22 protein-coding genes and 2 tRNA genes are annotated in these 20776 nt (G+C 36.4%); 10 read left to right on the top strand and 14 right to left on the bottom strand.

The window, feature by feature from the left end:
- Positions 1-14: 14 nt before the first annotated feature.
- Positions 15-809, bottom strand: a complete 795-nt coding sequence (locus tag ACYVFA_RS13215) for an arylamine N-acetyltransferase family protein (protein WP_460472302.1) — start codon at positions 807-809, stop codon at positions 15-17.
- Between the two features lie 232 nt (positions 810-1041).
- Between ACYVFA_RS13215 and ACYVFA_RS13210 the strand changes: the two genes are divergently transcribed.
- The 4 genes from ACYVFA_RS13210 (at position 1042) to ACYVFA_RS13195 (ending at position 3434) form a co-directional block, all read left to right on the top strand.
- Positions 1042-1416, top strand: coding sequence for a hypothetical protein (locus ACYVFA_RS13210; RefSeq protein WP_460472301.1), 375 nt, complete (start codon positions 1042-1044; stop codon positions 1414-1416).
- Between the two features lie 340 nt (positions 1417-1756).
- Positions 1757-2065 (top strand): hypothetical protein, encoded by a 309-nt coding sequence (locus tag ACYVFA_RS13205; protein WP_460472300.1) that lies wholly within the window; start codon positions 1757-1759, stop codon positions 2063-2065.
- A 150-nt stretch (positions 2066-2215) separates the two neighbouring features.
- Entirely contained in the window at positions 2216-2692 is a 477-nt protein-coding gene (locus ACYVFA_RS13200; RefSeq protein ID WP_460472299.1) for an SRPBCC family protein, read from the top strand.
- Positions 2693-2891: 199 nt separating this feature from the next.
- Positions 2892-3434 carry a hypothetical protein gene (locus ACYVFA_RS13195; protein ID WP_460472298.1) on the top strand — a complete coding sequence of 181 codons (543 nt, stop codon included), beginning with the start codon at positions 2892-2894 and terminating at the stop codon, positions 3432-3434.
- 65 nt (positions 3435-3499) lie between these two features.
- Here ACYVFA_RS13195 and ggt read toward each other — a convergent pair whose 3' ends face one another.
- Positions 3500-5257: a gamma-glutamyltransferase family protein gene (gene ggt, locus ACYVFA_RS13190; protein ID WP_460472297.1), complete on the bottom strand. Its 1758-nt coding sequence runs from the start codon at positions 5255-5257 to the stop codon at positions 3500-3502.
- Positions 5258-5629: 372 nt separating this feature from the next.
- Positions 5630-6031, bottom strand: a complete 402-nt coding sequence (locus ACYVFA_RS13185; RefSeq protein ID WP_460472296.1) for a response regulator — start codon at positions 6029-6031, stop codon at positions 5630-5632.
- 535 nt (positions 6032-6566) lie between these two features.
- On the opposite strand from ACYVFA_RS13185, the gene ACYVFA_RS13180 reads away from it, so the two are divergent.
- A complete protein-coding gene (locus ACYVFA_RS13180; RefSeq protein ID WP_460472295.1) occupies positions 6567-6806 on the top strand; it encodes a hypothetical protein in 240 nt (79 codons plus the stop codon).
- Between the two features lie 219 nt (positions 6807-7025).
- Here ACYVFA_RS13180 and ACYVFA_RS13175 read toward each other — a convergent pair whose 3' ends face one another.
- From ACYVFA_RS13175 to ACYVFA_RS13165, 3 genes are all read right to left on the bottom strand, one after another.
- Complete coding sequence (locus ACYVFA_RS13175) at positions 7026-8987, bottom strand: ATP-binding protein (protein WP_460472294.1); 1962 nt, start codon at positions 8985-8987, stop codon at positions 7026-7028.
- Positions 8988-9115: 128 nt separating this feature from the next.
- Positions 9116-9475: a VOC family protein gene (locus ACYVFA_RS13170; protein ID WP_460472293.1), complete on the bottom strand. Its 360-nt coding sequence runs from the start codon at positions 9473-9475 to the stop codon at positions 9116-9118.
- Positions 9472-10161: a hypothetical protein gene (locus tag ACYVFA_RS13165; protein WP_460472292.1), complete on the bottom strand. Its 690-nt coding sequence runs from the start codon at positions 10159-10161 to the stop codon at positions 9472-9474. The genes ACYVFA_RS13170 and ACYVFA_RS13165 overlap by 4 nt, the downstream gene beginning before the upstream one ends.
- A gap of 217 nt (positions 10162-10378) precedes the next feature.
- On the opposite strand from ACYVFA_RS13165, the gene ACYVFA_RS13160 reads away from it, so the two are divergent.
- The gene (locus ACYVFA_RS13160) at positions 10379-11062 is read left to right on the top strand and encodes a hypothetical protein (protein ID WP_460472291.1); all 684 of its coding nucleotides are present in this window, start codon (positions 10379-10381) and stop codon (positions 11060-11062) included.
- A 136-nt stretch (positions 11063-11198) separates the two neighbouring features.
- Here ACYVFA_RS13160 and ACYVFA_RS13155 read toward each other — a convergent pair.
- The 3 genes from ACYVFA_RS13155 to ACYVFA_RS13145 all read right to left on the bottom strand — a co-directional run bounded on the left by ACYVFA_RS13155 (position 11199) and on the right by ACYVFA_RS13145 (position 12025).
- Positions 11199-11269 (bottom strand) — tRNA-Cys (locus tag ACYVFA_RS13155).
- A 7-nt stretch (positions 11270-11276) separates the two neighbouring features.
- Positions 11277-11347: transfer RNA gene (locus ACYVFA_RS13150), tRNA-Trp, on the bottom strand.
- A gap of 234 nt (positions 11348-11581) precedes the next feature.
- Entirely contained in the window at positions 11582-12025 is a 444-nt protein-coding gene (locus tag ACYVFA_RS13145; protein ID WP_460472290.1) for a DUF1579 family protein, read from the bottom strand.
- Positions 12026-12432: 407 nt separating this feature from the next.
- Between ACYVFA_RS13145 and ACYVFA_RS13140 the strand changes: the two genes are divergently transcribed.
- On the top strand, positions 12433-12792 hold the full coding sequence (locus tag ACYVFA_RS13140) for a hypothetical protein (RefSeq protein WP_460472289.1): 360 nt from the start codon (positions 12433-12435) through the stop codon (positions 12790-12792).
- A gap of 73 nt (positions 12793-12865) precedes the next feature.
- Here ACYVFA_RS13140 and ACYVFA_RS13135 read toward each other — a convergent pair whose 3' ends face one another.
- Together ACYVFA_RS13135 and ACYVFA_RS13130 are read right to left on the bottom strand one after the other, a co-directional pair.
- Positions 12866-13150, bottom strand: coding sequence for a BTB/POZ domain-containing protein (locus tag ACYVFA_RS13135; protein WP_460472288.1), 285 nt, complete (start codon positions 13148-13150; stop codon positions 12866-12868).
- 28 nt (positions 13151-13178) lie between these two features.
- Positions 13179-13349, bottom strand: a complete 171-nt coding sequence (locus ACYVFA_RS13130; RefSeq protein ID WP_460472287.1) for a hypothetical protein — start codon at positions 13347-13349, stop codon at positions 13179-13181.
- Positions 13350-13930: 581 nt separating this feature from the next.
- Here ACYVFA_RS13130 and ACYVFA_RS13125 point away from each other — a divergent pair.
- Both ACYVFA_RS13125 and ACYVFA_RS13120 read left to right on the top strand, forming a co-directional pair.
- Positions 13931-14368 carry a DoxX family protein gene (locus tag ACYVFA_RS13125; protein WP_460472286.1) on the top strand — a complete coding sequence of 146 codons (438 nt, stop codon included), beginning with the start codon at positions 13931-13933 and terminating at the stop codon, positions 14366-14368.
- Positions 14369-14503: 135 nt separating this feature from the next.
- The gene (locus ACYVFA_RS13120) at positions 14504-14914 is read left to right on the top strand and encodes a hypothetical protein (protein WP_460472285.1); all 411 of its coding nucleotides are present in this window, start codon (positions 14504-14506) and stop codon (positions 14912-14914) included.
- A 188-nt stretch (positions 14915-15102) separates the two neighbouring features.
- Here ACYVFA_RS13120 and ACYVFA_RS13115 read toward each other — a convergent pair whose 3' ends face one another.
- Both ACYVFA_RS13115 and ACYVFA_RS13110 read right to left on the bottom strand, forming a co-directional pair.
- On the bottom strand, positions 15103-16716 hold the full coding sequence (locus tag ACYVFA_RS13115; RefSeq protein ID WP_460472284.1) for an NHL repeat-containing protein: 1614 nt from the start codon (positions 16714-16716) through the stop codon (positions 15103-15105).
- Between the two features lie 499 nt (positions 16717-17215).
- Complete coding sequence (locus tag ACYVFA_RS13110) at positions 17216-18322, bottom strand: thioredoxin-like domain-containing protein (RefSeq protein WP_460472283.1); 1107 nt, start codon at positions 18320-18322, stop codon at positions 17216-17218.
- 972 nt (positions 18323-19294) lie between these two features.
- Here ACYVFA_RS13110 and ACYVFA_RS13105 point away from each other — a divergent pair.
- On the top strand, positions 19295-19777 hold the full coding sequence (locus ACYVFA_RS13105) for a hypothetical protein (protein WP_460472282.1): 483 nt from the start codon (positions 19295-19297) through the stop codon (positions 19775-19777).
- Here the strand turns inward: ACYVFA_RS13105 and ACYVFA_RS13100 are convergent, their stop codons facing one another.
- Entirely contained in the window at positions 19778-20755 is a 978-nt protein-coding gene (locus ACYVFA_RS13100) for a quinone oxidoreductase family protein (protein ID WP_460472281.1), read from the bottom strand.
- Positions 20756-20776 lie beyond the last annotated feature (21 nt).

The raw sequence follows: 20776 nt of genomic DNA, 5'->3' as shown, positions 1-20776 counted from the left end.
ACATTCGACAATTCTTAGAAGCTAAACTGAAACATCTCTGCTAATCGGTTCTGATATTTTTTTATATCAATCCCAAATTCTTCCTGCAGGCATTTGACCAAGTCAAACTCACTCTCAAATGTAAAAAAATGCCTTCCACTTTCATTTCTTTCAAGAAACTTATGGTTAAAAATCGTTTTTCTTCCACTTTCGGTTGGTTTGGTACAAATCAGGTTTTTAACAAAGTGAGAATCTTCTGAGGTCTGTTTTAACTGACATTGTGATTCAAATTTTTCTAATGCTACTCCTGATAAACTGAATACATATCTCTCTTTAAAATTGGTTTCTGTAGCCGACATCATCAGACTGTATTTATCATCTCCCAATTCTTTAATCATGAAATAGTTTACCCCGTCGTATTGCACAACATCAGGTTTAATTTCGATTGGATTAATAAATAAATCGCCATAGCCAACGTCTAAAAGCCAATTAGATTCCATTTTGACACAGATGGCCATGTGGTCATACTCTGGTCCGGGTTGGTTATTATTAACAATCTGTGCTGAAATCATGCTGGCTTCATACCCCAATTGATTGAGCAACCAATTGAATAAAGTATTGAGTTCGTAGCAAAATCCTCCACGAAAATAATTAACTACTTTCTTATATATAGCCTCTACATCTAATGTGATGGGGATTCCCAGATGAATATCCAGACACTCAAACGGAATACTATATATGTGTGACTGATGAAGTTTAAAAAGGCTTGAAAGGCTCAGTTGATGAAAATCAGGATAACTGATTCGGGCTAAATAGTTTTCTATACGCATAAAGTGTGAATTTACGGTACTTAATTCGGTTTGTTGTTAAAGTGATGATGTTGTAATTATATCCACAAAGGTTTTTCCGGCTTAACTAACCCCTATTTATTGCAAATAGATTATTCCCTGTGCATAAATGAAGACGAAATTTTTACCCATAACGCTGTCATAAAAATGGGGGTGGTACGCAATTTTAGATATACAAGCCGAAAGAATCTACCAAAATTAAAAAATAATATTGATGGCACTCAAACTCTCTTCCTCCCAAATACTTTCTTGTATAGTTGGCTTATTTATAGTTTTACTTCTGGCCTTATTGGTTTATTCTATTAAATTGATGAACAGCAGATATGATGAATATAAACTAAGGGTAATCATGAATAGCCCTTATGAAAGCACTGCCAGAATTATTGATAAATATGGCCTTGGAGGGGGTTTTGAAATTGAATATCAGTTCAAAGGAAAGCCTTATGGTGAAGTAATGAGAGTTAAAGGAAACACTTATAGACAATATAAAACAGGAGATAAAATTCCAATTACAATATCCCGTAATAATCCGTCTTTAGTGAGTCTTACTACTGAATTGAATGTGTATAAGAAAGAAAATCATCTCTAGCTAAAGTTAATAGTCTTTCAAAATATATAGATTTAAGCTCCAAATGATGTTTTATAACTCTACCTGCATATCGATGTAGAATTAAACTTTCCTTTCAAAACAAATAAAACCATATAAGTCCCGAAAAATCACCTTTTGTTAAATATTCTTATTATTCAGATTAAGATAATATAGATATTTATGTCAGCCATTGTACGCTTGCACAAATATTAATGAACCTGATTCAATGAAAATGTTAAAAAGGTGGTTTGACTATATGTTTTATTGCATGTATTATTTCCTTCCAAGACACCGTCATAACCAATACGGAATCCCAAGTCCTATAAGTAGAGCCTTTATAATGGCTTTAATAGTTCCTATTCTATCTACGGTGTTTTTAGTGTGGATAGCTATATTTGGAGAGGAATCTGTCACCGTTCCAATAAATTGGCTAATTATACTACCAATCACAGTTCTAACAGGTGCAGTAGTTAGTTATTTTGTTGATTCTTATTTTGAAAGAGATAAAAGGTTCTTGAAAATTATAGATTATTATTCTGAAAAAGATAATGGCTTGTATGGATTTTTTGGTCTTTTATTCTTCATTCTTTTAATGTCTATGCCATTTATTATCCCGTTATGCGTGCTTTTCTTTATGGGTAAATTATAATGTTGATCACCCCATTATTTTATCAAAAAGCAAGATTTTACTTTGTCTGAATCTACCTGTTAGAATGTCTGTTTTACACCCTCTCTGAATAAAATTCAGACCTTACCTTTGCTTCATAAATCCATTAATAATCTAATACCATAAATAACCATGCAAAATCAGAGTTTAACTATTACACTTTGGGCAGATAAATCTGCTCATGAAATTTATAATGCCATTAATAATGTAAAAGAATGGTGGTCTAAAGAGTTTACTGGCGATTCTCACCATTTGAATAAAGAATTTGAGGTAAGATTTGCAGATGTACATTATTCGAGACAAAAGTTGGTAGAATTGATCCCTGACCAAAAAGTTGTTTGGCTGGTAACTGAAAGTTATCTGAGTTTTTTAGAAGATAAAAGCGAATGGACAGGCACTAAAATCAGTTTTGAAATTTCGGAAGAGAATGATAAAACAAAAATTGAGTTTATACATTGGGGGTTAACTCCTGAAATTCAATGCTTTACAGACTGTTCTAGTGGATGGAATTATTACCTACATCGTAGCCTGAGCCCATATATCAATACTGGCATTGGTAATCCGAACATATTACAAAATGAGATAGCAGAAAAATCAGCACAAAAATAGAATTGGTCGTTATTAATATGACACAAACAAATGAAACTTCTGTTTTTGAAAAAATCCCTCTGAAATGTTCGAGTCTATTTTTAGAAGTTGTTGCGGACTTAACTTATATTTTAAAAATAAAGGTGTTTTGAGTAAGCCAAGTCATATGATGAAAACATAGATGAGCTATGGAATTCTATTCTGAATGGTGGTATCAAGTATGCAGATAAAACCTGGTGTGGTTGAAGGCTTACCAGCTTTTCCCGCACCTGATTTAACAGACAATGATGCGCAATATATCAGAAACTGGTCTTTAACAAAACTTACTGATTTACCGGCGGGTAACGAGGTAACTCCAGCCAATCTGCCCAAGCCGGAAACATTTACAGAGGCCATCATGGCTGAGGCCAAAGGAATGGTTAACCTCAGCAGAAAACTGGGCGGAAACAATACCAGAAAAGTAGTTTGGCTTAAGGCTAAAATCAAGGTTGCAGAAAATCAGAAGAATGCTTTGCAATTTGGTTTCAGCGATGATGCATGGGTATTTCTCAATAACCAAATGGTATTTCTAGATAAGAATACTTATTTACAAGCTCCGATGCGTAAATATCCTGAAGGGCGTATCTCTATACAGAATGCCAGAGTAAACCTCAACTTAAAGCAAGGCGAAAACGAATTGGTAATTGCCGTTGCCAATGATTTTTATGGCTGGGGTATAATTGCAAGATTAGAAAGTATGGAAGGAGTTGAATTTGTGAAGTGATTCATATAATTTTATCTATCACAGCAAAGTAGCATTCAAACTACTTTGCTGTGATAGCATTATTATCAATACCCTATACTTGTATTATCTCCTCTTGGGTCAGAGCCTCCCTCAAGTTTACCATCAGGGCGAAGCATGATGCAATCCATACGCCCTAATGACCCAGTCATAGGTACCATATTATAACCTTTGGCTTTCAGGTTATTGAGAGTAGTTTCACTGAAAGCATTTTTCTCATAAGTCGTATTATCTGGCAACCATTGGTGATGGAATTTCAGAGCATTAACCGATTGTTGCATCGTCATGCCATGCTCTAGTACATTCAATATCGTCTGGAAAACTGAAGTGATAATAGTTGAGCCACCCGGAGTACCAACAACCATAAATAATTTACCTTCTTTTTCAACAATAGTTGGAGTCATCGACGAAAGCATTCTTTTGCCCGGCACAATTTCATTCGCTTTATTACCAATCAAACCAAACATATTGGGCACACCTGCTTTGATACTGAAATCATCCATTTCGTTGTTCATCAGAAACCCTCCTCCTTGCACTACCACTTTACTACCGAATCCGCCATTCAAAGTGGTAGTAATAGAAACGGCATTCCCATCTTTATCAACTACCGAGTAGTGTGTTGTTTCGTTGCTTTCGTAGCCCGGCACTGCTCCACCACTGATAGCTTTGCTATCTGTGGCTTTGGCAAAAGAGAAATCGCTCATACGTTTTTTCAGGTATCCTCTATCTGTTAGTTCTTTTACAGGTACTTTTACAAAATCAGGGTCGCCCAGCCATTTAGCACGGTCGGCATATACACGGCGTTCTGCCTCAATTATCACCTGAACCGTTGAATCTGAATTCCAACCCCATTTTTTTAATGGATATGGTTCTACAAACTTCATCAACTGCATGAGAGCCACGCCTCCACTTGAAGTTGGGGGCATTGTAATAATTTTAAAATCTTTATAATGGTCAACGATCGCGTCGCGCCAAACTGAATGATAATTTTTTAAATCCTCATGCGAAATAATCCCCTTGCCACGTTCCATTTCTTTCACCAATAAATCAGCACATTCGCCTTCATAAAATCCGGCACGCTTCTTTGTCTGAATCAGACTTAATATTCTGCCTAAATCTTTTTGAATGAGTGTATCCCCCCTTTTCCATTCCTGTTTATCGGGGCGAATATAATAAGGAGAATCCGGTGCATTTACTTTTACTACATCAGCTTTTACGCGGTTCAAGCCTACGGCTTCCCGTTCTGTCAATACGATTCCTTTCTGTGCAAGGGCAATCGCTGGTGCAACTACTTTATCCCATGATAATTTACCGAATTTTTCGTGCATAGTTACCATCCCATCTACCGAGCCTGGGACACCGCTTGCCAGATGTCCTAAAATGCTTAAACCTGCTATCGGATTCCCACTGGCATCAAGGTACATATCCCTATGCGCTTTCAGAGGGGCTTTCTCACGGAAATCAAGTGTAAAAGTACCGCCCTTTTTATCACGATAAACCAAAAATCCACCTCCGCCTAAATTACCTGCCCAAGGATAAACTACTGCCAGAGCAAAGTGAGTCGCTACAGCAGCATCAATGGCATTTCCGCCCGCTTTCAATATCTCAACGCCTACTTGTGAGGCTATCGGGTGAGCCGAGGCTACCATACCATTATCGGCCAACACACCTTTTTTATCATAAAATGTCTGAATTCCGGGTACATCTACCGCATATTCGCTGAGACCTTTGATTTGTTGGTTTTGTGTTGGTTTATTTTTGCAGGAAGCTACTGAAACTAGAAGAAAAAGCAGAATTTTTTTCATTAAATTGGTTTTTAGGGTAATGAGTGTATTGCCAAAAACAAATTTAAGTTTTTAGTAGAAAATGTAAATGATTGCAGCGTTTTTTTTGTAGAAACTCTCGGTTATACAACATTTTTTAATCTCAGCCTTATCTAAAAATCCTATTTCGTTTTAGAAGCCATCAGATTATCCATACTAAATCCGTAAGTAGTATTTGCACTTAACAAAAATGAGGGAGAAAGCGCCAGTCGTAGAAATAGTCGTAAGAATCTGATTGAGATAATGTTCATCTGTCTTAATATTTACTATCGCAAAAGTATCAACCGATTATCTATAATTTCTTAAACTTGTTTAAGAAACTATCCCGTTTCTTTAAATACATTGACGAGTATCCTATTTCAAACTTTGCTGACAAGCATAAATAATACTTTTTACATTAGCTGCATATTCGTCAAAATTATACGGCTTGGTTTTAAATATATTTGCCCCTTTTTTCAGGACATCTTCTTCTAAATGTTTGTTGCTGGCGGTAGTAAGAATGGCACAAAAAGTCTGTTTGTGCGTTTTATCGGCGCGTATTTCAATTAGGGTTTCAACGCCATTTTTCAGATGCATATTTACATCCAATACAATCAAATCAAACTTGTCGGATGTTTGCAAAAGGTGCATTAACTCTAATCCGTTTTTCACGGTTGTCAACAAAGTTGGTATTTGTGTGAGCTGGACGGCCTCCTGAAAGAAATCTCTGTCGTCCTCGTCATCATCGGCTAGAACAATTTTCAATATTTCCGGCATTAGTAATGTTTAAATTGATGGGCAGTTTGTAAAAAATGTTCTTCGGATGTCAGGTTAACCCTCAAATATACTAATAGAAAATCATTTTTCTTTAATCTGATCGATTTAAAGCTTTTCTATCCAAAAGGTAAAATAAACCCTAAAATCTGGCAGGCCAACAGATGCTAAGAGTGCTTTTGCAAAAAGTTAATGCGCACTACATAGTAAACGATTTTCCATCTATGTATAAATACTCTGAAACAAATTTTTCAACAAACTGGTTAATTAATTTTCAAGGCTATTATTTATCGGATAAAGTTGTTTATTAACGAGCTTTTAACCTCAAATATTTTAAGAAAAGCTTTGATATTTGGACTAATTTATTTTAAATTTCGTTAGCAATTTAATAGCCTGAAAAAATTTTGTTTATCAGTCTTACAGACTGTCTGTTTTTCATAAGGTATTGTCTGTAATCTTAGTGGCTGTAAATCTATACAGCTTGAGCACGGCAACGATAAAGCATTTCTTCAATTAACAATTTCCTGATTACTTACTGATGGCAACTGTTTTTAATCTTAAAGGCAAGGTATCAGAGGCACTCCAGTTGAGTAAACTGATGGCGCAGAATACCTTTGGTAATGACTTTTTTGTGATGATCAAAATCAAGGTTGAGGGAGAAACAACCATGAGTGCTTTGAATAAATTCAAGGATTTTTTAGAAAAAGAGCGTCTGCGTTATGTATCGTCATTCTCCTCGAAAATGGGAATTATGAATATATCGATTTATAGTTATTAGCAATTAGCAGGGGGTAAGGGCATGGGGCAGAGGGAAAGAGCTAATAAAATATTCAAATAAAAAGTGCTATATCTGGAATTCAGATATAGCACTTTTTTATGTATCACGATTTTTCAAATCGTATAATCAATTGCCACAACGCATTATATTGAAGTGAGTCAGTCAAAATTTCAAAATCAATTAATTCTATTTTCCTGCTCCGTTTTCTCCATTTTCCAATCACTTCTCCGATTTCCTTAAAGAAAAATAGAAAATACTACCTTTTCGTTCTTCGCTTTCAAGCCAGATTTTTCCGCCGTTTGATTGAATAAATTCTTTAATCAACAATAAACCTAAGCCTGTCCCCTTCTCCCCTTTTGTTCCGTAAGATACGTCAATATTGGTTCTCAGGAACTGTTGCTGTTGTTCCTGACTAATGCCGGCTCCTGTGTCTTTTACTGCGAAAACAACAAAGTCTTTATCGGTGCTTTCTTGGGTGCGTACATCAATTATGCCACTCGGATAACTAAATTTGATGGCGTTTGAGAGGAGATTCCGGATAATGAAATCGAAATGGGAGGCATCGGCAAATACACTTAAATCGGCCGGGACTTCGTTGGTGATAGTTATCATTTTATCCTTTGCCTGATTTATGAGTACGCCTATGTTTTTGTCAATAACCCCTTTTGGCTGAAAATCAACCATACTCACGGCCACGCCTTGCAATTGTATTTTTCCCCAATTGAGTAATGAGGTTAATACTTCAAACGAGGCTTCACTTTGTTGTCTGAGAATGCCCATGATTTCTCTTTGCTCTTCTATCGGAATACCGTCCATTTCAAGAATGGATAGTAGTTGAGACATATTGCCAATTGGGCCGCGCAAATCGTGGCCTATGATAGAAAACAAGCGGTCCTTTATCTGATTTGATTCAGCCAGTTTGATATTCATGGCCGTAGTTTTCTTGGCATTCGACCAGGCAAAGAAAGCGATTAATAATACGGCGAGAATGATTATGACTGCAATGGTTATTTCAAACTTACGCTCCTGATTAACAGAATCCAATTTCTCTGTTGATTCGAGTAAGGCATTTTTTGCTTGTAAACCCGCTAATTCCTGCGATTTATTGATGATGAAAAGGCTATCCAATAAAGCGTGTTGTTGCTCTAGTGTAAATAAAGCATCATCATAACGCTCTTGCTGGCGATAGATTTCTGCAATGGCCCGATATACTTCAGCCGCTAATTTGGGTTGAGAAATCTCTTTGGCAATAGAAAGCGCATTTTGGAGGTGCGCAAGACTTTTATCAGTGCTTGATTTTTTAACTATATCTGCAATCTTTATCAATACCCGTGCTTGTTCTTCAGGCAAAGAAAACTTTTGCGCTTTAGAAAGGGCATCTTTATGGTAAATCAAAGCACTATCATCATTACCAGATTGTCGGTGCACTTCTCCGGCTTGGGTCAGAAATTTAATATGTTTGTGTGCATTTTCGGCATTATCTGTCTGGGCAATGCCTTTCTTAATATGAGACATGGCTTTGTCATGATTCCCTTTTTTCAAATGGACTTTACCGATATGATGCAGAATAGTTAAATTAAGCTTGGATAATGGTAATGCCTTGTTTAGTTCTTCTGCCGTTTTGTAGTAAGATAGTGCTTTATCTGTATTATCGTTTAGCTCCTCAATACAGCCTAATCTTAGATAACTTTGCACCATATCTACTGTATCCTTGACGTCTCTACTCAGCTTTATGGCCTTATTGAGATATTCGGTGGCTTTAGATACGTTTCCATTTTTGCCCTCTATCACTCCTAGTTCTTCGTAAGACAGAATAGTATTTTTTCTATCTTTCAGAGATAAAAAAATGTCTAATGCCGCTATCAGATGCTGATGTGCTGTGGATAGGTTATCATGTTCAATATTAATGACACCCATTTGATAAAGCATTTGTCCCTGTGCTTTTTTATCATGTAAAACGGTTGCAGCTTTAAGCCCCTTGATAGCATAAAAAGTAGCTGAATCAGCTTGTTTCTGCTGGTAATACTGACTTATGGATAAATAAACAGGTATTTTATCTTTTTCAGATCTGGTTTTTCGAAGTTTGCTTTGTAGTTCCAGGATATTTGCACGGTCCGGCACCTGTCCCATGATAGATGAGGATACCCCAAACAACAAAATAAAAACTAGTTTTTTATACATTACAGACAAATGATATTTTCATATAATCAAAAATCAGCAAAAAATGTACCTTTTTTTGTTTTTTGTGGAGGAATATTTAGGAAGGGAAGTGGAATTTAATATCCTATTAATACAATTGAGGTCTCAGCTTATACTTCCTGTCCGAATTGTAAAAGGTAGCCATTATTATCATACACAGCAAATTCTCTCATACCATACTCGAAAGTTTCAAGCTCATAGCAGATTCTGGCTTTGTCTTTCAGTTGTTCCCACCAATCATATACGTTGTTTGTATTGAAATAGAAGCTACCTGTGAATGTAGGTTTATCAAAACGCTCGTGTTCATTTGGCGTTGCCAGCATGATTTCGATACCATCTAAACTTAAGGAAGCCCAACCCCATTCTTCATCATAATTATCCAGATTGAAGCCTAATATTTCTGTATAAAATTCAACTGTTTCGGCTATTTGATGAGTTCTCAGAATAGGGCGAAGTGCACTAAGTTTCATGATTTTTTCGGTTTAGCTTTATACGGAAAATCTTCTCTTGTGGTAAAATATTCCAACCCTAATACCCATAAGATAATTATGAAATGGTTGATTTTCTGAGCAATTGGCAGAATAACCAACCACTGCCCTGAATAATATACGAAAGCATTGAAATACAAGGTAATGAGGCATAGCGCAGTAATTATCTTTAAATATATCAGGCGCGACATAAAAATAAATACTGATAGATAAAAAATGGCTAACATGGCAAAGGTGACAGCAATACTTATCACTATATCGTGGTAACGGGTAGTGACAAAAAAAGCAAAAAACATGGCTATCATGCCGCAATAGCGGATAATCAAGGCGCTGCTTCGATGTTGTATTTTGGCTGATGTCCGATAGAAAAAGATGCCGAGGCTCAGACATAGAAAAAACATTCCCACAAAAGCCCAGAGCATACCCGGATTATCCGCTCCGTTTATTCCTTTGGCGTCAAACAGGTTACAGAGATAATTATTCGCCCAATCGAAACCAATGGTTTGCAGGCTTGCCTGTGAGCCACCCGGGTATAAGAAAGTAGCTGTCAGCAAAAATATTGTTGCTAACGCAAGACAAATAGCTATTGAGTGCTTCTGGAACATTTGGGCTTGTGTTTTGCTCTTAAAGTTCGTAAAGTTTTTTGGGAGTTCTGTACCCAAAATCATGGTTTTAATCTATCCTTCAAAACGTGTTTAAGAATTACTGCATACTCAAATAATGCTCATTTAGGCATTAATTCTATTTTCTTAAACTAAAGCAACCGTAGAATAAAATTATTCAATATTTCTCAATTAGCAATAGTAAATTTAATTGTCATTTTTGCTAATACAGACATTTAATTATTTTTTGAACCAGATTAACAACTTCTAAATCAATCCAATTATGGCATTAAAATTCAACGATCCAGAATTTAGTATTCTTAACCTTATTGAAAAGAGTGATATACCCCCATCTTCAGAAATAAGTGGTATAGAATTAAGATTAACCGATGTTTTTATTATTGACAACGATACACATGCTTTATTGAATAAGGCTAAAGACAAAGCTGCTAATCTATACGTATTAATTATAACAATAAATGATTTAGGAGATGTTGTTCAGACATTGAACCTTGAAGGATTCCCTAAAGTACTCGATAAGACTAGTTTGAATATCAACAGAACTATTCATTTTTGGCAGAAAACAACAAATACACCTAATCCTCCAGCTCAGATTCATACTTTTATATCTATTATAAAAAGTAAACAAAACCTAAGAGATACCGGACAAGTATTGGCTAATGCAAAAAATGACCAGGAATATTCTGCCTTAATTTCCTCAATTAAAGGTATTGTTACAAATGCAACACCTGTTGGTCAGGTAGCTGATCTGGTTTTATCACTTGCAAGCATTGTCGGAAAGCTTTTAGGTAATGTTAAAGATGTTCCGTTGTTTACATGGTTTCAAAGTTTTACTAATCTAGGGGGTGATTTTGATAAAGAAGGAATAGAATCAGTTTCTCAGAAAAACAACTTCGTGAGCGTTAATATTAATAGAATTATAAGAGACTCTGGCGATGAAGACTAATATGAAAATATTTTAGGTTTAAGAAACTGTTTGAGTTCATATAAATTATGTTCAAAATGATTCATAAAATTCAATTCAAACAGTTTCTGAGTATTTCTTAAAATAGCCTGAAAAGTACAATAAATTGACGTCCATGAGTCCGGTGTCAGAATCGAACTGACTACGTTTGGTTTGCAGGCAAATGCCCATCCATTGAGCATACCGGACTTATCAGCACATCGGGTAGGAATCGAACCCACAACTCAGGTTTTGGAGACTAACGTTTTACCATTAAACTACCGATGTGTATAAAATTCTGCCTTTATTTTTGAAATAAAAGGCAATAAAAAAGCCGCCTGGTGTTCACACCAAGCGGCTCAGTATATCTTGAGAAATGGATATAACTATCTTGCTTGATGCGGACTAAGCCCGTACCAACAACAGATAGTATTATATGCCATTTTATTTTTCATACCACAAAGGTAAAATGTTTTTTATGATACAAACAAGTTTTTTCTTAAAATTTTCTTAAAATCAAAACTACCCTAAATCCTTTGTCAGCTTGATATTCATATAGGGTATCCAGCTTTTATCCTGGCTTAACTGATCCCAGACACCTGAAATCACATTATCGTCTTCACTAAATTTTCCTTTAAATAGCATCGATTCTCCTTTAAATATCCAAAGGTCGTCTGCTAATGTTGCTGACATAAGGCTGGTCTTTCCCTTATTATCAAACGACTGCATGGTATAATGGTTGGCATCCTTATCGAAACCAATGATTTCCAAAGTCTGCACTTTCTCGTCACCTACGGTTACATCTATCTTATGAAGCAGAAAGAATTCGCCCGGGAGCCATTCATATGTGTCTGTTCCTTTCACTTCTAAGCCTGCGCTGGTGGCTGTTGGTAAAACCATTCCCTCGGTATTCCACTTACCTACAAATTTATCAAGATGGCTGTGTGCTATTTCTCTATTTTCCATTGTTGTGGGGATTATTGTTATGTACTTGCACTTAACACTTCTTCCCTATTGATTGTTTGTCAGAATATCGCTAAAATTCTGTCTTTAAACTTTTCCCATCTCCTGCACCAATGCATCTATCAAAACTTTGGCGTCTTTGTGTTTGAGCAAGGATGCAGACTGTCGGGCCCACAACGTAAGACTAAGATTTGTCTCTTTCTTGTCTGAATATTTATTGTGAACAAAACTTATCTCTTACCATTTTCCGCAATTAAAATCAGCCAGTAAATAATGACGGGCAATAAAATGGACGACACCCGGGAATCAATTGTAAATTATGCCTCAAAATTGCTTTGATAAAGCTTGGCATAAGTTTTTTGCCTTAGTAATCACTGGAGTAACAATTTTGAACTAAATCAAATTGAGTCATGCAAAATCAAAAAGACACCCAGAGAAGAGACGATGATAAAAATACGTCCACTCAACAATCAGGTAATAGAAATACCACACAACAAGGCCAACAAAGCAATAGCAATCAAGGCCAGCAAGGACAAGAAAACTGGAACCAAGGACAAGAAGGTAGCAGCCAGCAAGGAGGAAATAGGAATTCGCCTCAACAAGGCCAGCAAAATAGTTCAAGCCAAGGCCAGCAAGGACAAGAATGGGATGCTAACGGCCCATCGAACAGAGACCAGGACAGAAATAAAGAAAATCGGGATAATCATTATGACAAACCTGAGATAGAGCCTCAAACGGATACTAATCAAAGAGAAGTGAATGAGGTGTAGGAAATAAATAGAATATATAGCAAGCCATCTTTTTAGATGGCTTGTTTTGTTTTTAGTCTACTGATTAGTACGATTAAGTGTTGTATGGAATAGCTTTAATAAGCCTTAGTCCATTTAATTCTTCAACTTCTTTCACATTTTCAGGAGGAATAATACCTCTTCTAATCCAATTGGTTACAACCTGCGTATCATTGATACCGAAGTGCTCGCAGTATCTTTTTATAGTAAGCCATTTATCCAACTCAACAGGCTCACCCTTTAGCAATAGATAATTCTTTGCTTCATCAATCAAGGCGCGGCCTTCCTGTAAATCTTCCTCAATTGTTTTTCCATTTATTTTTATTTGTTCCTTAACCATTATTGTATATTAAAATTTATGTAAGGAGTTATTCTAATCCTTTTTTGAGTTTTTCAATCAGTTCTTCAATTTCAAAAAGCTCTTCTAGATAACTATTTATTTGCTCTTCGGTTAATTCATCCTGCAAGTTTTTAAGAATTTGCTTGATGTGCGCTCTCCTGAATAATAGCCTTGCAATTAGTTGTTTTAATTGTTCCACTTTATCTATTTATGATTGCTATTTAACAATATAAAGTTACACCTTGTTCCGCTACGGAACAAGTAATTTAGATTTTAATTCCTAAATGGTGCAATTAAAAGATTTGTAAAAGAACTCGAACGCCGTTGGAATGTCCAGTTTCAATTCTTAATTGGTACAATTAAAAGGTTGTAGAGGGACGTAAGTCTTTTTATAAGTGTGGCTGGTTTCAATTCCTAAATGGTATAATTAAAAGTATTATAAAATCTACTATTATTTTATCATCTGACTCGTTTCAATTCCTAAATGGTACAATTAAAAGTGTTTTTGATTACATAAAAGCCCGTTTCATAATATCAAGTTTCAATTCCAAAATGGTACAATTAAAAGTAAAGATGGAGGTGTCTCGGCTGCCAAATTAGCCTTGTTTCAATTCCCAAATGGTACAATTAAAAGCCCTTTATAAAACGGCTTTGAGAATACTATTTCCGCGCTTTTCTAAAAGAAAAACAAATAAAAAAAATCGACATTTTCTTGTCTGATGAGACTTTATGCCCTTTGGCATAGTCTTTTAAGTTATTGTTGCACAAATATCTATTTATATGATACACACAACAACAAGCCAGAATATTTTCAGGGTATTATTGGGGCTAATGCTCATTTTTACGGGTACAGGGCATCTTACTTTTTTAAGAGCTGATTTTCCGGCACAAGTGCCCGAATGGGTGCCTTTAGATACAGATCTGGTGGTAGTTTTATCTGGTGTTGCTGAGATTCTGCTCGGTTTAGCTCTGCTATTTATTAAATCCAGAAGAGTAGAGGTTGGCTGGATTGTGGCCCTATTCTTTGTACTTATTTTCCCCGGTAATATTTCGCAATATATCAATCATAGAGATGCTTTTGGCCTGGATACTGATACCAAGCGTTTGGTGCGTTTGTTTTTTCAACCTTTGTTGGTTATCTGGGCTTTGTGGAGTACAGGAGCATGGACAGCCTGGCGAACACGACAAAGAACGCATCAGTTAAGAAATGCGCATTGATAAGCGTATGAGTGAGGATTCTTCGCCACAATTTTAAAGGTTTTAGTGTAAGCCTTGCCATTCTGTTTTTGATTCAGCATCGGCATTTGGCTGGCATACAATTTTTATCGGAATCATTATTAAACCATTACAACTATGCAGAATATAGAAAATACTCCAAGAAGAGAGGACGACGACACAGCAACTCAACAACAAGGCAACCGCAACAGCAGCCAGCAAGGTCAACAAAATAGTTCGAACCAAGGACAACAAGGACAAAGCACTCAGCAACAAGGGCAGGGTGTCAATGATTCGAAACAACAAGGGGGTAACCACAATAGTGGAGAACAAGCTGACCAAAGCAGTACTTATAGAGGACAAGACGGTCAGGAATTCGATGTAGATGCCAGCGATGCGGTGAACCGTCAGGCTGATTATTCAGGTAATAGTCAGAAAGATATTGAAGATTCAACACTAGATGAAGACAGAGATATGGCAAACCAGCACGATTCAGACCAGAATATAAATCCGGGAGATACAGCTCCTAATAAGGATTTTAACAGATAAAAGAGTAGAGTTATTATTCCACACACAAGAAGATGGTGAATCCTGTAGGGTTTACCATTTTTTTTGAGTGCTTCTACAGGGTTGGCCGCCTGATTTCTGTGTAAATGTTCATAATGATTCATATACATAAAAATCTCCCAACCAAAAGGAAAGGAGATTCGGTACCTACACTATTAATTAAACCAAGCTCATTCTACCCAATGACTTACATAAATATCTGTATCAGTGCTTGTTAATTTCGTACTGCCTATCTGAACCTTATCTTCAAAGAGCCCTGTAAAAAACAAATGATTATCTGTACCAAAGGCCAAAGACGCCACTGTTCCCTGGTTTACCTGCTTATATACCATTGTGCCTGTTCTGGTATATTTGGTAAATGCATTATTATATCCTTGAGCATAAGGAGGATTAGACATGGCGGTGTATTGGCCCAGATTTTTCCATGTATAAATATCTCCGAGGCTATTAATTTTAAACCCGTCGGCATTTTCAACTACTTTTGCCCATTTAACAGCTCCACTAACGGGATCGTAGGTGACTAGAAACTGATTCTGCTCACCAGTAGCATAAATCGTAGGGCCGGCATAAAAGGTAGCTGAGCTTGAGATTGCTCCTAAGATTACTGGTTGATTAGTGGGTGATAGCTCAATTTTTATACCTTTGTCGGGTCCTGTTCCTCCCCCATTGCGTATCCACTCAAAAACACCATCTGTTTTATATTTCACTACAAAAAAATCTGTGGCATCTACTGCATTGGCTATGTTCCCGTCAAACAAGGCTGCTCCTGAAAAACTTCCGATGGCGTATACTTCACCTGTATTGCCGATAACCAGGTCAGTCGCTCTGTCTTGACCACTCCCGCCTGCCTGTTTAAGCCAGACCAGTGAACCATCGCTGTTGTATTTGCAAACCAATATGTCGTCGTCACCTGCCGAGCTCAGGTTATTTCCTTCTATGTTGATATTCCCATTGAAAAACCCTGCGTGATAAGTTTCACCGTTGGCATTAACTTTGGCTATACCACCACCTTTGGCAATTTTCTTCAACCAGGTAGCACTCCCGCTAGCTGATAATTTCAAGGCATACGCCTCACCACCAACACTACCTGTAATCGATAAAGAAGCGATGGACATTGGGCCTGAAAAATCACCAGTTACGTAAATATTCTGGCTATTGTCTACAAAAATTCCTTTGCAGGTCTGCTGCCATCCTGACCCTGATTGGCTTGAAGTGTTAACACCCCAGGCAACGGTGCCATTAGCCTGAAGTTTGACAATTTTCAGATAAGAATAGGTACTGGCATTTACGCTTGTGGCCGCGTACACATTATGATTTCCATCAACTGCGAGCGATACCCCCCCATCGGCATTATAAAAAGTATCTTTATACTCCCAGATTACAGTCCCATTCGGAGAGAACTTGGCAACGTACATAGTTGAATAATAATCACGTAGATACCCGGCTATGTATACGTTGTTGTCGCTATCGGTCAGGATATTGGTCACATAATCAGGAGCAAGGGTTGAAGCGTTCTTTTTTTGCCAGGCAAAACCTGCCAGTTTTCCGTCTCCTTCGGTTTGTGAAGTACAAAGCCATTTATTACCATTATAGTATTTCAGGCATTTAAAGGTTGTGTCGAAAGCCATCATTCCAGCTTGTGGGTCAGGAATGGACATTATCTGTTCATACGAAAGTCGCGGGGTTTGAATATTCCCCTGGCTGCCCGGGGTAATTGTGGTGGATTGAGCCAACAGCAAGGGGCTGGTTATGGTAATAATAATAATCAATAGAAAGTTTTTCATATAATTTATGGTATGGAATAGTTCTTAATACTTCTTTGACTAGGCGGTATTAAAAAAGGTTGGATAGGGATGGAAAAATTTTGGAGAAAGGAAAATGAAGAATGCAGAATGGAAGAAGGCGCTATAGAAGCTTGACTGATTTACTATAGCTGACAACCATTGTCATTTGTGTGGTGTGTATATCTGTCTTTGCTCAGACAAAATCCACACAAATTTTCTCACTTGTGTAAAAATCTACCCACCAATGATTTACGTATATTTTCTAAAAGAGTGGTATATTTTTTTAATTGATTTTATTAAAAACCATTATCATGAGAAAAAACAGCCTTTACTTATTATTCGCCAGCATTTTTTTACTTTTTCTTAGTGCCGTTTGCCTTGTTAATTTAGCCTGATAAAAAACGGGGCAGAAGTGCGCACGCTATAGTATATTTGTGTTAAAAGTTTCTCGTCAATGCAAGATTTTAACCTGAGGGTTTTATGTTCTAAAAAACAAAGGTTATTTATGTATTTTCTCCAGAATACTTTTAAACTCTTGCATAGTAATATCTCTTGCTACGATTATTCCTTTTTCGTCGACCAGAATATTAGTTGGTATGCCCTGAATTCCTAGATTTTCTGCTAGCGTTAAGCCATTTTTATCTACTTTATCAACCAATTGTTTCCACAACAATTTATCTTTGGCAATGGCGTCCTTCCATTTATTCAAATCTTCATCTGTTGAAATACTAACAAATTCAATTTTCTGAGGGTTTATGTGCATATATAAATCAATCAATTCTGGGTGTTCTTTCCTACAAGGGCCGCACCAGCTTGCCCAGAAATTATAGAAGACGTACTTCCCGATGAAAGATTCAGATGATATTGCTTGTTTATTGGTATTATTCAATACAAAAACAGGTAATGAATCGCCTGCTTTTAATAGGCCTTTTTTATAAATAATTTCAGTCAGTCTTTTGCCTGTGGGTGTATTTTTTAATTCATCGCTGAGATTGGCCAATAGTGTCTTTACTTTTTCTATTTCCATTTCGCCATAATGAATACTTAACGTATACAGGCCTAAAAAACTTTTGCTGTTTTCCTGAATCATTCGGACAATCTGCTGTTTTGATACTGCCTGAAGCGAGTCTGTATTTCTGTCAATGGCTTTTAATTTCAAAGAATCCGCAGGGAGTTTCAATTGATTTCTTTCTACTGAGTTCTGTACGAATTTCATCCGAAGCGGGTGGAAGAAATTTTCGTTGTAATAATTATTCAAATCATTTAAAGCTGAGCCGTTAACTTTACTACTCCACAATGATTCTTTCGAACCATCTAAAGTCATATTGGTATTTTCCACAAAAAAAAGAGTCCCATTTTTATCAGATTCCAGACTTAGCTTTGCCATAAAAGGCTCATCTAAATGTCGCTTAAATACAAAAGCACCGTTTTTACAATGTGTGGAGTCAATTTTCTGGTTGGTATCATAATCTGAGAGGTATACCCATTCTGTATCACAACCCTTTATCTGCCCTTGCAGATAAAAATTCTGAGCCAATAGATTAAGGCAATTCATCAAAAGGCCCACTACTAAATATATACTTTTGAAAGATGAAGAAATAGTCATTTCAGCAAATATTTTTATAGCCGCTAAAGTACATCAGTATTGATTCCCATACTAGTAAATTTATGATATTTTTGAAGTAGTATCCGGGATATATTTCCATAAATTATCTCCTTGTATTTGTAACCTTCGCCTGTATTTATGGTAAGCATATATAACAGGTACTATGATTTTATGTTACCCTACAGTTGAAGACACAAAAATGCTAAACCACGCAACTTTCAACCTTATTACGTGTATTGACTCCGTTAAAAAACTTTTGCTGCGAGATTAAAATTTCAATTGTTATTAAACTTTTATGAGATAGAATTGTCGAAGCATTTATAAAATTTTAATTCTGAAAACATCGAAACAATTTGTACCTTTGTCTCACTAACCTATTATTTGGTAGATTATTATGAAGATAGCTATACAAAGAAATGATCTTAGACATACTGTCGAAGAAGCGTTGCATAAAAGTAATATTCACTCCGAAGAGTTTATAGACAATCAGGATATCAGTAGCCTATCAGTTTTAATAAACGAAACGATTCAACCGTCACAATTAAATATGTTTGTTAAGCTCATTAACGAACAAGATCTGAAATGTAATACCAATACTTACCCTGATATGAGTGTGACTTACATATCAGTGTTTCATTAATATCTATTGGTGAATGATGCATGATAAAAAAGAGATATTAGCTTCGCGTTTTTTCTTGGTATTCATCTTCTAATGTGGTACTCTTCAAAAGCAGGTTTTACGGTTTCTGTTAATGCTTTCAATCTTTAATCCTTCACACTAAAATTCTACAGAATTAATTCAGGATTACCTTCTACATTTGTATAAAGAAAATCTATAAAAGCTTTACTTAAATAAAAAAAACGCATCTTTTTAAGTAAATCAACAATTTGCTATATCTGCAGCTCCTTACATTCGCATTGATAGTAAATCTTTTTCATCTATCCTGTTACAGGAAGACTTAAGATGCGTTTATGAATATACTCCTTAAACTCAAAATCTGGCAATTGTTTTTGCTATTAATAAGTCCACGACTATTGATGCTTCTCTTTCAAGGTAAGCCTTCATATGTCGATATACTTGCGGGTTTGAGTGCCATGCTGTACTTTGGTTTCTTTATACTTTCTTATCAATTTCTAAGACAGTTTGAAAAGGAGCCTAAAAATATTCAACGTTTTTTCTTCTTTCTACTCAATCTCATTTTTGCCTGGGTATTCATTGCCATTGCCTTAAATGGCTATACACTCAATTTTCTTGAAACCGTTCTCGTACTTCCCTTTATTATGTTATTTATGGGGTACATTTTATATGTGCTAGCCAGCAAGCTCAATACAATTGAAAAGACATTAGACGTTACCACTCAATCTACGTTCCTCTATATGCTATTATTTCTTTTATTACCTATTGGAATCTGGTTAATTGCCAGGCAGTTCAAGCAGTTAAAAGAAATACCATAGCTATGCTATTTTCACCACTACCCTTTTGCCATCGGTCATTTTCATATCCCATAGTTTTCCTATATTGTTCATTGCTATGTCTATCGTATCAACTTTCAGTTTATTGTCCAAAGCCAATTGAAACATTTCAGGAATTATACTTGTAATTAACTCCTGCATTTCCGCTTGCGTCCAGCTGCCTAATCCCGAGCCTGATAATTCTAAATCAACACTTCTGAGGATTTCTGCCGATAATTGAATTTTATCTCCGGCCATTGAGCCAATGGTTACGAATTTTGTTTTAGGCGTAAACATCCCTTTGCCTTTTAAAACTTCCAATAGCATTTCTGCCAGATGACCCCATAAATAATCCAGAATAATATCAATCGGCCTGCTTTGATGTATTTCTTTTATTCTGGCAATGAAATCTGTATCATCCTGTTTCAACGAAACAATCTCATCAGCACCCAATAGTTTCAGTTCTTCTAATGATTGCTGATTTCTACCAGTAGCAATAATCTTTTTGGCACCATAATAACGGGCAACCTGGACTGCTACTTTGCCTGTGAATCCGGTAGCGCCATTAATCAGAACAGTATCTCCTTCTTTGATTTTTGCACGGAATAGAAGTGCCATCGCAGAACCTGCTACGGCGTTGGGTAGAGCGGCGGCGACACTATCGTCTAAGCCTTCAGGTATTGGTATAATACTGTTTCTATCCACTATCACTTTTTCAGCCATCATGCCATTCATGCCAAAGGCAAAAGCTCTTGTTCCGTCAGTCAAAACTCCTACCCCGTCGCCGCCTACTATTCTTGCGTTTGAGACATCTCCCTGAGTTGAATAATGCTTACCGCTTGCTCTTGATTTATCTATGTGTTTTACAGCAGATGCCCGCATAGTCAGTAACACTTCATTTTCATTTTGAACCACCGGCTCCGGAAAATCTTCTGTGTATTGTGGCATTCCGCCTTTGTCGTACATTACTATTGCTTTCATGATATTCCTTTTTTATGTTGA

The organism is Emticicia fontis (genome assembly GCF_054779675.1).
Note: the sequence above shows the minus strand (reverse complement) of the source record. Positions and strands in the feature narration are given on the sequence as shown.